Below are 13,171 nucleotides of genomic sequence, written 5' to 3'. Positions count from 1 at the left end.
CATCCCGAACAGGACCGTGAAACGACTCCGCGCCAATGATAGTGCTGCAACCAGTGTGAAAGTAGGTCATCGTCAGGCTTTTATTCCGCATAGCCCCGTTCAAGAAATTGATCGGGGCTTTTGCTTTTGCAGCACCACTTGTACGCTCACTTTTATCTGCTGCCTGTTGTTATTGTTGTTCTTCCTCTTCCTCTTCCTCTTCCTCTTCTTCTTTCCCTGCCACTAGCCTCGCATCCGCCTCACGCACGCTCTCGCCGACCGCTTACCAAAACAAATTACCCAATAAAAAAGGAGCCAAAGCCCCTTTTTGATACCGTATCCCCCAGAAAACCGGAGGGCTCATGCGCACTCTTTACTAGGCTTTAACGCTTTACTAAAGCGTCAGCCTAGAACGCAAACCCCGCCTTCAATACCGCGTAATTCACTCCGGGATTTGGGTGCTTGACCCCTCCGTTGGAATAGTGCTGAATCTTGAGCGCAATATCCCAGCCGTTTGGCAGTACATATCCGACTCCAATATGGTCACCGAACTGAAAATTCGTCGAAAACTTCCTGCCGTTATTGTCGTATATGTCCGATAACATGTGCAAACCGATTCCTGCTTCGACGTATGCTCCCTTCTTATTGTCATTTTGTAGCCGGAATACAGGGGTAATGCCAGCATCGACGATATTTTGTTTCGCGCCACTTCCTTGGTAATTATTGCCCTGCCAACTCGCTAATGTGGCGTCCCAATAACCACCAATGTGGGTTCCGTTTGATTTATACCATTGCTCATCCCAAGTCCATTGAGCCCCGGCACGAAGCATTTTTGTTTTATTCCCGGTAGCGAATTCCAGTGATGCTGAATCCGCAGCATATGTTACTGATTGCGTAAGAGTCAGCATAAGCCCACACAGCAAGGATTTATTAAGCGAAAATTTCATAAAACGATGTCCTGATAAGAGGTGAAAGAAGAATTCTTAAGATATTGTATCAATTCGCTACAAATCATATCGGCGATGGGCAAAATATGCCAACACACTTGTCAGTGTCATTCACTCACAACAACCTAAAACAATGAATAGTATGAACAAACCACGAATTGCTTTTTTGGGAATTGGTCTGATGGGCTTACCGATGGCTACCAGATTAATTAATGCCGGATATACCGTGGTTGCCTGGAATCGTACATCTTCCAAATGTGAGCCTTTGAGAATCTTGGGGGCAGAGACCGTTATCGCACCACAAAACGCCATGTCAACTGCAAATGGTGATGCTGATATCGTGATCAGTATGCTGGAGGCGGGTAATGTGGTGAGTGACATTATTCACCACACCTTGCCATTCTTAAAGCCAGGACAGATCTGGATAGACATGAGTTCTACGCAGCAACAGGAAGCGCAAAAATTCAATGCTTTGTTACGAGCCAAGGGCATTATTTTTATTGACGCGCCGGTATCTGGCGGCGTCATCGGCGCAGAAGCCGGGACTCTAGCTATTATGGCTGGCGCCTATCCAGACGAATTTAGCAAAATTAAACCTGTCTTGGACGTGCTGGGAAAAGCAACTTTGGTCGGATTGCCAGGTTCCGGACAATTATCGAAGTTGTGCAACCAGTTAATCGTTGGCGGAGCGATCAACATCGTCGCTGAAGCGTTATTACTGGCGCAGGCCGGAGGTGCTGATCCTGTAGCGGTGCGTCAAGCTTTACGGGGCGGATTCGCAGAGAGTCGTATTTTAGAGGTACATGGGCAGCGTATGCTGGACAGGAATTTCTTGCCGGGAGGCCAAGTCAAAAGCCAGTCGAAAGATATGCGAAATATCTTGCAGGCGGCACACAGCAATGGCTTGCAACTGCCTGTCACAGAAATGATTGCTGACATCTATCAACAGCTTCTCGTTTATCAGCCTGTTGCAGATCATTCTGCCGCGATACTCGAATTGGAAAAGAAAAATCCAGGCCATCGTCTTGGCGATCAGCCCGATATCTTGCCTTCATAAGCAGATCTACATTAAATACGCGCGGGGATTATCAGCAATGCTTGTAGTTCAGCGATATAGTATGGAATTAGCCGAGACGAATTATCCGCAGCAACACATTTCCTCCAATGCTACTGAAGCACAAGCAAACATAAGAATTATTCAATGACAGTCATATCTACAGTATCTCCGGAGCTACTTGCAATTCTGGCGCAATTAATTGCTTTCAAAACGGTTTCTCGTGATTCTAATCTCGAAATGATCGACTGGATTCAAACTTACCTTAAGCAATATGGCGTTAGTTCCAGGCTGACCTATGACAGTACCGGAAAAAAAGCTAATTTATTTGCTACGGTAGGTGATGGAAAAAGACCGGGAATTATTCTTTCTGGTCATACTGACGTAGTACCTGTTGACGGGCAGGAATGGCATACTGATCCTTTTACAGCAGTGATTAATGGTGATCGCTTATATGCACGTGGTGCAGCAGATATGAAAACTTATATCGCCGCAGCGCTGCATGCCATACCGCAGTACATTGCTGCGGACAGGGATCAGGCATTACATCTTGCTTTTTCTTATGATGAAGAAGTGGGATGCCTTGGCGTACGCAGCCTGATACGTGATCTGGACGAAATAGGTTTGCAACCCGCTGCGTGTATAGTCGGTGAACCCACCTTGATGCGGCCAGTCATTGCACACAAGGGCACGCATCGTTTCCGTTGCTGCGTACGCGGTAAAGAAGCACATTCGAGTTATACGACGCAGGGTGTGAATGCGATTGAGTATGCGTCCAAAATTGTCGTGTATATCCGCGAATTAGCTGATCGCCTGGCCTTACAAGAGACTCGCGATCATTCTTATACGGTCCCTTACAGTACCTTGCAAACGGGTCTGATCCGTGGCGGACTCGCAACCAATATCGTGCCGAAAGATTGTGATTTTCAATTTGAGGCGCGGACATTACCCGACATGAAGGCAGACCTGCTGTTTGAAGAAATTCAGGAATATGCCCGCAAATTAATACCAGAGATGTTGGCAGTAGAGCCGCTCGCGCGCATCGATTTTGAATGGCTGGCCTCCGCACCTGGTTTGCAAATGCAAGAGTCAGACGCCATCGTCCAGCTAGCTGCACAACTCTCTGGGAACTCACCTGACGGCGCTGTCTCTTATGGTACAGAAGCCGGTTTATTTCAGCAGGCAGGTATTCCGACCGTCATCTGCGGACCTGGCAGTATCGAGCAGGCACACTCGCCTAACGAATATGTGGAGCTGGCGCAGATCGTTCAGTGCGAGCGCTTCATGCAGCGCTTATGTGATTCGTAAGTAGACACTTTCATCAAAGTAAAAAAGATTTAGGAATGAGTATGGCTACCACCATCGTCCGCGCCGTTTGTCCTCATGATTGCCCGGATACCTGCGCCTTGCATGTCACGGTACAAGACGGGATCGCCACCGAAGTACGCGGAGATCCGGATCACCCGACGACGGCTGGCGTCTTGTGTACTAAAGTCGCGCGTTATACAGAGCGCACCTATCACAAAGACCGCGTACTGCATCCTTTAAAACGTGTCGGTAAAAAAGGCGAAGGTCAATTTGAACAAATTAGCTGGGATGAAGCGCTGACGACGATTGCTGCAAAGCTTAAGAAAATTGCAGATCGTAATCCCCTTGCCATACTGCCCTATAGCTACGCAGGCACCATGGGACTGGTACAGGGCGACAGCATGTCACAACGTTTTTTTCATAAAATCGGCGCGTCTTTTCTTGACCGCACAATATGTGCAACTGCTGGCGGTACTGGTTACAAATACACTCTGGGTGCTCGTGTTGGCACGGATGTTGAACAAACACAAAACGCACACTTAATTCTCATCTGGGGTGGTAATCCTATTGCGTCCAATCTGCATTTCTGGATGCGTGTGCAAGAAGCTAAACGCAATGGTGCAAAGATTATTGCGATCGATCCTTACCGCTCTTTAACGGCTGAAAAATGTCATCAGCATATCGCCTTGTTGCCAGGCACTGATGCAGCCCTGGCGCTCGGCATGATGCATGTCCTGATCAAAGAAGACTTGCTTGATCATGGCTATATATCAGCCTACACAACAGGCTTTGAGCAACTTAAACAGCGCGTAGCAGAGTGGACACCTGAACGCGTCGCAGAAGCTTGTGGAATCAGTATGGATGAGGTGGTGAACCTGGCAAGGGCCTACGGCGAGTGCGCGCAGCGTGGTGAGGCCAGCATGATACGGATGAACTACGGAATGCAAAGAGTCCGTGGTGGTGGCATGGCCGTGCGCAATATCGCCTGCCTGCCAGCATTGGTCGGGGCATGGCGTCACGCCGGAGGAGGTGTGCAATTATCATTGTCGGATACTTTTCCTAAAAATCTTACCGGCTTACAGCGACCCGATTTATTCCCGCAATCACTGACGCCACGCACTATTAATATGAGTACGATCGGTGATGATTTATTGCGCGAGAGCTCTGGTAGTTTCGGCCCCAGGATTGAGGCTGTGATTGTCTATAATTCAAATCCAGTTGCCGTCGCACCGGAATCGAATGCAGTAGCCCGGGGATTCGCCCGTGAGGATTTATTTACAGTAGTACTTGAGCATTTTCAGACCGACACAGCAGACTATGCTGATATCGTTTTGCCTGCGACAACCCAGCTTGAGCATGTGGATGCGCACAGCGCCTACGGGCATTTGTACATGATGGCGAATAATGCCGCTATTGCCCCCATGGGAGAGGCAAAACCGAACACAGAAATCTTCCGCCTTCTGGCACATCGCATGAGTTTTGACGACCCGTGCTTTCGTGAAAGTGATGATGAATTGGCCGCACAAGCATTTAAGCAATCCGATGCTCGTGCCGTACATTTCGACTGGAGTTCACTGAAGAAAACGGGATGGGCGAAATTACGTGTTCCTGACGCCCCTTTTGCACAGGGCGGTTTCCTGACACCGTCCGGAAAATGTGAGTTCTATAGCGAACAAATGCAGCGCGATGGTTATGATCCTTTGCCTACGTATATTCCCCCTTATGAGTCGGTTGCGAGCAATCCTGCGCTCGCTGGCAAATATCCACTGGCAATGATCTCGCCACCTGCTCGTAATTTTTTAAATTCGAGTTTCGTCAACGTACAAAGTTTGCGTGATACCGAAGGCGAGCCGCATGTAGATATTCATCCTGAAGATGCTCAGCATCGCCAGATTGCTTCTGGTGATACCGTCAGAATTTTCAATGACCGTGGTTCTTTTGTGGCACTTGCGAGAGTCACCGACAAAGCCCGGCGAGGTCTGGTGGTCGGTTTGTCTATCTGGTGGAAAAAATTTGCTTCCGATCAAAAAAATGCGAATGAAGTCACCAGTCAGCGCTTAACGGATATGGGTGGCGGGCCTACCTTCTACGATGTATTGGTGCAGGTTGAGAAGGGCTGATCAGTGATGTCAGTGTGTTTGCAAAACGCACCGGCCCTCAAGATTTTTTGTGCAGAACGGCAGTGAGTCTGACCAAACCACAGATAGATTAAACAAGTTAGTTGATTGTGCGTTGCAGCAAATTAGTAGAGGATGTTTTCAAGTTGGCTGCAAAAGACTTGCCTTGGTTTATCATTGCCGATAGCATCGACTATCGGCGCAGTATATTCATGCTAGCCATGCTAACAGATCATTCGATCAGTTTGCCGGCGAGTAGTGCTTCGCGCATCATTGGCAGCACCGACGCTGAATAAATCAAAACAACACTCAGAGACAAGGAAAACCGTATGGACAAGTTTTGGCTGAAATCATATCCGCAAGGCGTTCCGGCAGAAATCGATTTCTCTCAATATCAATCGCTGGTGCAGGTGCTGGAAGAGTCTTTCCATAAATACTCAGCACGTAATGCCTACGCCTGCATGGATAAATTCCTGACTTACGGCGAGCTGGATACTCTGTCAAAGAAAGTTGGCGCCTGGTTGCAAAGTAAGGGACTCCCAAAAGGTGCCCGCGTTGCGATCATGATGCCGAATGTCTTGCAATACCCTGTCGTGATGGCCGCAGTGCTGCGTGCGGGCTACACCGTTGTCAATGTCAATCCTTTGTACACCCCTCGCGAATTAGAGCATCAGCTAAAGGATTCCGGTGCTGAAGCAATTTTCATTTTGGAAAATTTTGCCGTGACGCTGGAACATGTTCTGAGTAACACTCCAATCAAGCATATCGTCGTCGCTACCATGGGTGATATGTTGGGTGGCGTGAAGGGGGCGATCGTTAATTTCGTTGTCCGTAATGTCAAAAAAATGGTGCCGGCATTCTCGCTGCCAGGTGCGGTGCGATTTAAGCAGATGCTCGCTGAATCCAGTCGCCTGAATTTTCAGCCGGTCAGTCTTGGTCACGACGATATCGCGTTCCTGCAATATACCGGCGGAACCACGGGCGTGTCGAAAGGTGCGACGCTATCTCACCGCAATGTCATTGCCAATATTTTGCAAAACGACGCATGGCTGATGTCCGGCATGGAGAATCAAGCCAACTCTGAACAAAAGGTGATTGTCTGTGCTTTGCCGCTGTATCACATCTTCGCATTGACTGTTTGTAGCTTGCTCGGTACGCGTATCGGAGCAATGAATTTGCTAATCCCGAATCCGCGCGATATTCCGGGATTTATCAAAGAATTGGCAAAATATAAGGTCAATATTTTCCCGGCAGTGAACACCTTGTACAACGGTTTGCTGAATAATCCTGATTTCGCCAAACTCGATTTCTCTGGCTATGAGATTTGTAGTGGCGGCGGTATGGCAGTGCAAAAAGCAGTCGCCGATAAATGGTTGAAAACCACCGGTTGCGCAATCGCAGAAGGCTACGGCTTGTCAGAGACATCGCCAGTTGCTACCGCGAATCCGGCAAAAACCAAGGAATTTTCCGGTACGATCGGACTCCCTATTCCGTCGACTGAAATTGCGATTCTGGACGATGATGGCAATCACGTGCCCTTAGGTTCGCCAGGAGAGATTGCCATTCGTGGACCGCAAGTCATGGTCGGGTACTGGAATCGTCCTGATGAGACTGCCAAGGTCATGACTGCCGACGGATTTTTTAAATCGGGTGACGTTGGGATTATGGATGTCCGCGGCTACACCACGATTGTCGATCGTAAGAAAGATATGATCCTGGTCTCTGGCTTTAATGTGTATCCGAATGAGATTGAAGGTGTGGTTGCCTTGCATCCGGGTGTGCTGGAATGCGCTTGCGTTGGCGTACCAGATGCTAATTCAGGCGAGGCGGTCAAGTTGTTTGTGGTGCGTAAAGATCCGACGCTGACGGTTGAACAATTGATGGATTACTGCAAAGAGCAATTCACTGCTTACAAAAAGCCGAAGTTCATTGAGTTCCGCCTGGAGCTGCCTAAGACCAACGTCGGCAAAATTTTGCGTCGTGAATTGCGTGATGAAAAGAAAGCTGCCTGAGACGATATTTGGAGAGTTTGATGTATATACTCCCCATATATTCGTTCAATATAGTGCTTAATCCGCACGTATTTATTAGGCGTTGAAAATATACTGCACTGGAGTATATCTTGAGTATAAAAAAGGAAGGCATCTGCCTTCCTTTTTTATTTGCTATGCGCTCACTACGCCGGTTTTTCCATCTTCAACCACAAAGCTTGTCAGCGTCGAGATGCCAGAGTCCGCACGAGACACGTCGTCCAGCGCCATGAAGCGGGTGATCATTTGTTTCGGCGTGATATCCATCAGAATAAAGCCGCGCTTATCACTACGCCCGAATTTGATGTGAGGATTTTGCGCGACGTATTGGTCTGTGCGTTCTTGCGGACGTGAGCTGGACGTTATCGAGGTGCCACAAAACTCCGTTGCTAGAATCGGATTGCTTGCCGAGGCTTTACTGTAAAAATCGCGCTTGATATTCGCCGCATAAAATGTATGAACGTCACCGGAAATAATTACAGGATTCGCCGGTTTATGTTTTTGCAAATCATCTAATACTCGTTGACGTGCAAACGGGTAGCCATCCCAACCGTCGGTCCAGAATTTTCCATCACCTTCTTTAGCGACGGGCGTCTGACTGGATTGCGCCATCAAGGTTTGCTGCGTCAAGACATTCCACTTGGCTCCGGAGCTGGCAAATCCCTGCGCCAGCCACTTCTCCTGCTCTTGCCCGAGCAGAGTTCTGTTTGGGTCAAGCAGCTCACGACACTCGGCATTCGTGACTGAATTTGAGCCGCCCATCCCTGGTTTCGGGCAGGCATGGTGTGAGCGATACTGACGGTCATCGAGTACATGGAAGCGTGCAAGTTTGCCCCAGTCATAACGCTCATAAATCCGCATGTGAGCAAAGCGACCTGCTTCACTCATGAGCGTTGCCAGATTCGGCAGGCGCACCGGCATATGCTCATAAAACGCCTGATATGCCGCTGCGCGTCTTTGCAAAAAATCGACTGATAAACGTTCATCTCTGTCGTTACCGTAATCATTGCAGACCTCATGATCATCCCAGGTCACGATCCAGGGCGCGACATGATGCGCTGCTTGCAAATGCGGATCTGATTTGTACTGCGCATAGCGGCTACGGTAGCCCGCCAGATTCATGCTCTCGACATCGCGCCTGCGTGGCTTGGACGGATGACTTAAATCGTAAGGTCCCCATTCATAAATATAATCACCGAGGAAAACCACCAGATCCGGATATGCCGCAGCAATATGCCGGTGCCCTGCATATTCACCAAACTCCCAATGCTGGCAGGAGGCGACCGCCAGCCGCAAGCCGGAGGGCATGGCCTCTGCGATTGGCGCAGTGCGTGTGCGTCCTACCGGACTGATTGCCTCGCCCAGCATAAAGCGATACCAATAATTGCGTTCCGCCTGCAAGCCGGTGACATCGACGTGCACACTATGTGCGAGCTCAGGCAAGGCTGTATGTTCCCCGCGACCGACAATGTGATGAAAAGTCTCGTCTTCCGAGATTTCCCATCGTACTTTGTAAGGCACTGCTGGCAGTGCCAGAGCATTCAATGGTTCTGGCAGCAGGCGAGTCCAGATCACCACGCTATCATGCCGGGGTGAGCCGGAAGCAACGCCCAGCGTGAAGGGATATGCCGATGACTTATCTGCGGCAAAACCGGGTAGCTGGTACGCCGACGCCGCCAGCACGGCAAGGCGTAAAGACTGCTGTAGAGATTGTTGTAAAAACTGCCGTCGTTGCATAGTAGTCAGTGCAGGCCGCACTTAATAAATTATTCGGAATATAGACAGGGTGATGCCGCACTGGCACTACAGCATTTTTACATCATGAGTCTCGCCATTGTTTTTGTTATCTTGTAGTAGGCCGAAGACCCATCGTTCAGATAATGGTGAAATGGTAACGCAGTAGTGGAGGCTCAAAATCGACTCAAAATAGGCTCAGATAGCGTCCAACGGTGGAATCGGACGAGGTTTTCTGTCTTCACCTGTTGCGACATACGTTAATGTCGCCTCAGTGACTTTGACGGTACTCGCTTGCAGACGATTACGTTCTGCATAGACTTCGACCGACACGGTGATTGAGGTATTGCCGACTTTAACAACTTCGGCATAAAACGACAGTAAATCACCCACAAAAACGGGTTGTTTAAACAAGAATGAATTCACTGCAATCGTTGCAACACGGCCATTGGCGCGGCGCGCGGCAGGGATTGCTCCGGCGATATCGACCTGCGCCATGATCCATCCGCCAAATACGTCACCGTGGACATTCGCATCGGCGGGCATCGGCATGACACGCAATTGCGGCATGCCGGCGGGGAGGGTGTTTTTCATCTGGTCAGACATGGTATTTCCTTTCAAAGATACAATTCGCTTAGATCATTTGAACAAATCATAAACCATATCCCTACTTCATCTTAGGCAATTCTATGCGCCGTAACTCATCTGCCGATGCTCCTGCCTCGGCAAATTCAGCGCCATCACCTCGCGGCGATTGGTCAACTGTTAAAACTTTATTACCGTATTTGTGGGCATATAAATGGCGGGTCTCGCTGGCACTGTTGTTTCTGGTTGGCGCCAAACTCGCTAGTGTGGGTGTGCCGCTCGTGTTGAAGCAACTGATCGACAGCATGTCAATCAGTCCTCAGCATCCGGCGGCATTGATGGTTTTGCCAGTCGGGATTTTGATTGGCTACGGCGCTTTGCGTTTGTCTACCACGCTCTTCACCGAGTTGCGTGAATTTGTTTTTGCCAAGGTCACTCAGCGTGCAGTAAGGACAATTGCGTTAAAGGTATTCCGGCACTTGCATGCCTTATCGCTACGTTTTCATCTGAATCGCCAGACCGGTGGTATGACACGGGATATTGAGCGCGGCACCCGCGGTATTTCATCACTGGTATCGTATGCCTTGTTCAGTATTTTTCCGACGCTGCTTGAGATTACGCTGGTATTGATTTATCTCTCAACGCATTACGATATCTGGTTCTCTGTGATCACTCTGGTAGCACTCGCGACCTACATTACGTTCACGATTGCGGTGACTGAATGGCGTACGCATTTTCGTCGCACCATGAACGAACTCGATTCTAAAGCAAGTACCAAGGCCATCGATTCTCTGCTGAATTATGAGACGGTTAAATATTTTGGTAATGAGGAATACGAAGCGCAACGTTACGACGAAGGCCTGCAAAAATTTGAATTCGCTGCGGTCAAATCCCAGTCGAGTTTATCCTTGCTGAACACGGGCCAGTCGCTGATTATTGCGACGGCAGTCACACTGATTTTGTGGCGTGCGACGCAAGGCGTGATCGACGGCACCATGAGTCTGGGCGACCTGGTGCTGGTAAACACGTTTATGATTCAGCTATATATTCCCTTGAATTTTCTTGGCGTTCTTTACCGCGAAATTAAACAAAGCCTGGCGGATATGGAGAAGTTGTTTTCTTTACTGGATCAGCATAAAGAGATTGCCGATACGGCAGACGCGCTTCCTCTCAGCGTTGATCATAGTAAGGGCGGGGCGATTCAGTTTGCGCATGTCGATTTCAGTTATGAAAGTAAGCGACAGATTTTATTTGATGTCGACTTTACGATCGCTGCCGGTACCACGACGGCGGTTGTCGGGCATAGCGGATCGGGTAAATCTACCCTGTCGCGTTTGTTATTTCGTTTCTACGATATTCAGGGCGGCACCATTCGGATTGACGGCCAGGATATTCGCGCGATTACCCAGCATTCACTGCGCAGTGCTATCGGTATCGTGCCGCAGGATACGGTGTTGTTCAATGACAGTATTGAATACAACATTGCCTACGGTAAGCCGGGTGCAACCAGAGATCAGGTCGTCGCTGCGGCACGGGCCGCTTATATTCACGATTTTATTGAAAGCTTACCGGACGGGTATGCAAGCACCGTCGGTGAGCGTGGTTTGAAATTATCCGGCGGCGAAAAACAGCGGGTCGCTATTGCCAGAACTTTATTAAAGAATCCCTCTATCCTGATTTTTGATGAGGCAACGTCGGCGCTCGATTCCAAGTCTGAACAAATGATACAAGCGCAAATCAAAGAGATTGCCAAGACCAGAACCAGCCTGGTGATTGCTCATCGTCTATCTACCATCGTCGATGCGGAGCAGATTCTGGTAATGGATAAAGGCCGCATCATTGAACGTGGTACGCATCAGCAATTGTTAGCGCAGAACGGTGCGTATACACAGATGTGGGAACGACAACAAAATCGTAGTGACGAGCGAGCAGATGACTTCGACGACTCTGATGTTGAAGTGAGTGCAGCGTAGTGCGATGCTGATTGCGTAGCAAAATGAGTAGCTGTATGTAGTCTCTTTGTGCAAAATTAATGGTATTGATGCAAGGAATGTGCGGCACAAAGATTGCTTTAGAGAATTTAGCTTTTCTCATGAAATTACCAGTACGATGTAAAGTATTTGAAATTCTTGGAATTTCAAAATTTTATTCGTCCTGTCCAGTCCTACTATCAGGAAGAATTATTCCTAAAATCTACCTCTCTATTCAGGAGCAACGATGAAAGTCTTGTCACAAAAACTAATTGGCCTCGCTGTAGTTTTGTTGGTCAGCGCCTGTAGTCGTCAGGTCGAAGTCAAAATCGGTGTTGTTGCGCCGATGACGGGCAATCTCGCTCACAACGGTAAAAGCATCGCTGGAGGTGCGCAAATTGCCGTTGATGAATTAAACGAGGAAGGCATCTATATCCAGGGCAAGCGTGCGCATTTTTCCTTGACGATAGAAGACGATAAAGCGAATCCGGAAGATGGTAAGGCCGCCGCGCAGCGCCTGATTGATGCCGGTGTTGTCGCTGTTTATGGGCACTTTAATTCTGGTGTAACGATTCCCGCCGCGCCGATTTATGCCAAAGCAGGCATCCCGCAAATGTCAGCGTCAACTAACCCTCAATACACGCGGATGGGTATTCCCAGTGCGTTCCGTATTGGTGCGGACGATATCGAGCAGGGCACAACATTGGGGCGTATCGCAGTCGATAAGCTAAAAGCAAAAACAGTGTTCGTGGTCGATGATGCATCATTGTTTGGACTTGGGCTGGCTGCGGAAGTATTAAAGGTTCTGGAATCAAAAAAAATCGTCCCGGGTAAGGAGTCGGTCAATCCATTGACGGTCGACTACCCGCAGCTCGTGAAAAAAATCAATGACAGCAAATCCGATGTCGTTATCTACGGCGGTGATGAGCCGGTTGGTTTGGGATTGCTGAAGGCCATGCGCGCCGCAGGTATCACTGCGAAATTCGTGACGGGTGATTCCATGTGTGATGCCGCAATTATCAAGTCAGCAGCCGGCAATGCGGATCGCGGCTACTTCTGCACCGTCGCCGGTGTGCCGCCATCCTGGTTGTCTGGTGGTGCTGCGTTCATGCAGAAGTATCGTGCCAAATTCGGTGAACCAGGCGCGATGTCACCGATCTCTTACGATGGTATTCACGTATATGCGCAGGCGATGCAGAGAGCCGGTTCTATCGATCCTAAAGTCTTTGTACCAGAGATGAAGAAAACCTCTTTCGATGGCAAGATCCAGGGCACGATAGAGTTTGATGCCAAAGGCGACCTGAAAGACGGTACCGTCGTGATCTATGAGTCGGTAGGCGGCAGTCTGACTGAGCAAACGAATATCTTCTAAGCACTCGCAATACGATAAAAATAAGCGTCAAACTGTGCGGATATCCCGCATAAGTTGACGCTTTTTTTTCGTGCT

Annotated in this window: 10 protein-coding genes; 7 read left to right on the top strand and 3 right to left on the bottom strand. The window is 49.0% G+C overall.

Annotated features, from left to right (window positions below):
- Positions 1 to 226: hypothetical protein (locus ACO0K4_RS06765; RefSeq protein WP_422955852.1), on the top strand; the 226-nt coding region annotated here is incomplete at its 5' end.
- Between the two features lie 160 nt (positions 227 to 386).
- Here ACO0K4_RS06765 and ACO0K4_RS06760 read toward each other — a convergent pair.
- The gene (locus tag ACO0K4_RS06760) at positions 387 to 926 is read right to left on the bottom strand and encodes an acyloxyacyl hydrolase (RefSeq protein WP_422955851.1); all 540 of its coding nucleotides are present in this window, start codon (positions 924 to 926) and stop codon (positions 387 to 389) included.
- Between the two features lie 133 nt (positions 927 to 1,059).
- Here ACO0K4_RS06760 and ACO0K4_RS06755 point away from each other — a divergent pair, with 133 nt between their 5' ends.
- The 4 genes from ACO0K4_RS06755 to ACO0K4_RS06740 all read left to right on the top strand — a co-directional run bounded on the left by ACO0K4_RS06755 (position 1,060) and on the right by ACO0K4_RS06740 (position 7,417).
- A complete protein-coding gene (locus ACO0K4_RS06755; protein ID WP_422955850.1) occupies positions 1,060 to 1,983 on the top strand; it encodes an NAD(P)-dependent oxidoreductase in 924 nt (307 codons plus the stop codon).
- Positions 1,984 to 2,127: 144 nt separating this feature from the next.
- The gene (gene argE, locus ACO0K4_RS06750; RefSeq protein WP_422955849.1) at positions 2,128 to 3,288 is read left to right on the top strand and encodes an acetylornithine deacetylase; all 1,161 of its coding nucleotides are present in this window, start codon (positions 2,128 to 2,130) and stop codon (positions 3,286 to 3,288) included.
- A gap of 41 nt (positions 3,289 to 3,329) precedes the next feature.
- Positions 3,330 to 5,408, top strand: coding sequence for a molybdopterin-containing oxidoreductase family protein (locus tag ACO0K4_RS06745; protein WP_422955848.1), 2,079 nt, complete (start codon positions 3,330 to 3,332; stop codon positions 5,406 to 5,408).
- A gap of 326 nt (positions 5,409 to 5,734) precedes the next feature.
- On the top strand, positions 5,735 to 7,417 hold the full coding sequence (locus ACO0K4_RS06740; protein ID WP_422955847.1) for a long-chain fatty acid--CoA ligase: 1,683 nt from the start codon (positions 5,735 to 5,737) through the stop codon (positions 7,415 to 7,417).
- A gap of 153 nt (positions 7,418 to 7,570) precedes the next feature.
- Here ACO0K4_RS06740 and ACO0K4_RS06735 read toward each other — a convergent pair whose 3' ends face one another.
- The gene (locus ACO0K4_RS06735) at positions 7,571 to 9,172 is read right to left on the bottom strand and encodes an alkaline phosphatase D family protein (RefSeq protein ID WP_422955846.1); all 1,602 of its coding nucleotides are present in this window, start codon (positions 9,170 to 9,172) and stop codon (positions 7,571 to 7,573) included.
- A gap of 195 nt (positions 9,173 to 9,367) precedes the next feature.
- Complete coding sequence (locus tag ACO0K4_RS06730; protein ID WP_422955845.1) at positions 9,368 to 9,775, bottom strand: acyl-CoA thioesterase; 408 nt, start codon at positions 9,773 to 9,775, stop codon at positions 9,368 to 9,370.
- An 83-nt stretch (positions 9,776 to 9,858) separates the two neighbouring features.
- Between ACO0K4_RS06730 and ACO0K4_RS06725 the strand changes: the two genes are divergently transcribed.
- Positions 9,859 to 11,727 (top strand): ABCB family ABC transporter ATP-binding protein/permease, encoded by a 1,869-nt coding sequence (locus ACO0K4_RS06725; RefSeq protein ID WP_422955844.1) that lies wholly within the window; start codon positions 9,859 to 9,861, stop codon positions 11,725 to 11,727.
- Between the two features lie 244 nt (positions 11,728 to 11,971).
- A complete protein-coding gene (locus ACO0K4_RS06720; RefSeq protein WP_422955843.1) occupies positions 11,972 to 13,096 on the top strand; it encodes a branched-chain amino acid ABC transporter substrate-binding protein in 1,125 nt (374 codons plus the stop codon).
- Positions 13,097 to 13,171: the final 75 nt, after the last annotated feature.

It is taken from the genome of Undibacterium sp. RuTC16W (assembly GCF_049339445.1).
GTDB lineage: Bacteria > Pseudomonadota > Gammaproteobacteria > Burkholderiales > Burkholderiaceae_D > Undibacterium.
Note: the sequence above shows the minus strand (reverse complement) of the source record. Positions and strands in the feature narration are given on the sequence as shown.

Excerpts from the sequence above, each read along its gene's own strand:
- ACO0K4_RS06720 (WP_422955843.1), top strand. The coding sequence starts at position 11,972 with ATGAAAGTCTTGTCACAAAAACTAATTGGCCTCGCTGTAGTTTTGTTG.
- ACO0K4_RS06760 (WP_422955851.1), bottom strand. The coding sequence starts at position 926 with ATGAAATTTTCGCTTAATAAATCCTTGCTGTGTGGGCTTATGCTGACT.
- ACO0K4_RS06755 (WP_422955850.1), top strand. The coding sequence starts at position 1,060 with ATGAATAGTATGAACAAACCACGAATTGCTTTTTTGGGAATTGGTCTG.
- ACO0K4_RS06735 (WP_422955846.1), bottom strand. The coding sequence starts at position 9,172 with ATGCAACGACGGCAGTTTTTACAACAATCTCTACAGCAGTCTTTACGC.
- ACO0K4_RS06745 (WP_422955848.1), top strand. The coding sequence starts at position 3,330 with ATGGCTACCACCATCGTCCGCGCCGTTTGTCCTCATGATTGCCCGGAT.
- ACO0K4_RS06730 (WP_422955845.1), bottom strand. The coding sequence starts at position 9,775 with ATGTCTGACCAGATGAAAAACACCCTCCCCGCCGGCATGCCGCAATTG.
- ACO0K4_RS06740 (WP_422955847.1), top strand. The coding sequence starts at position 5,735 with ATGGACAAGTTTTGGCTGAAATCATATCCGCAAGGCGTTCCGGCAGAA.
- argE (WP_422955849.1), top strand. The coding sequence starts at position 2,128 with ATGACAGTCATATCTACAGTATCTCCGGAGCTACTTGCAATTCTGGCG.
- ACO0K4_RS06725 (WP_422955844.1), top strand. The coding sequence starts at position 9,859 with ATGCGCCGTAACTCATCTGCCGATGCTCCTGCCTCGGCAAATTCAGCG.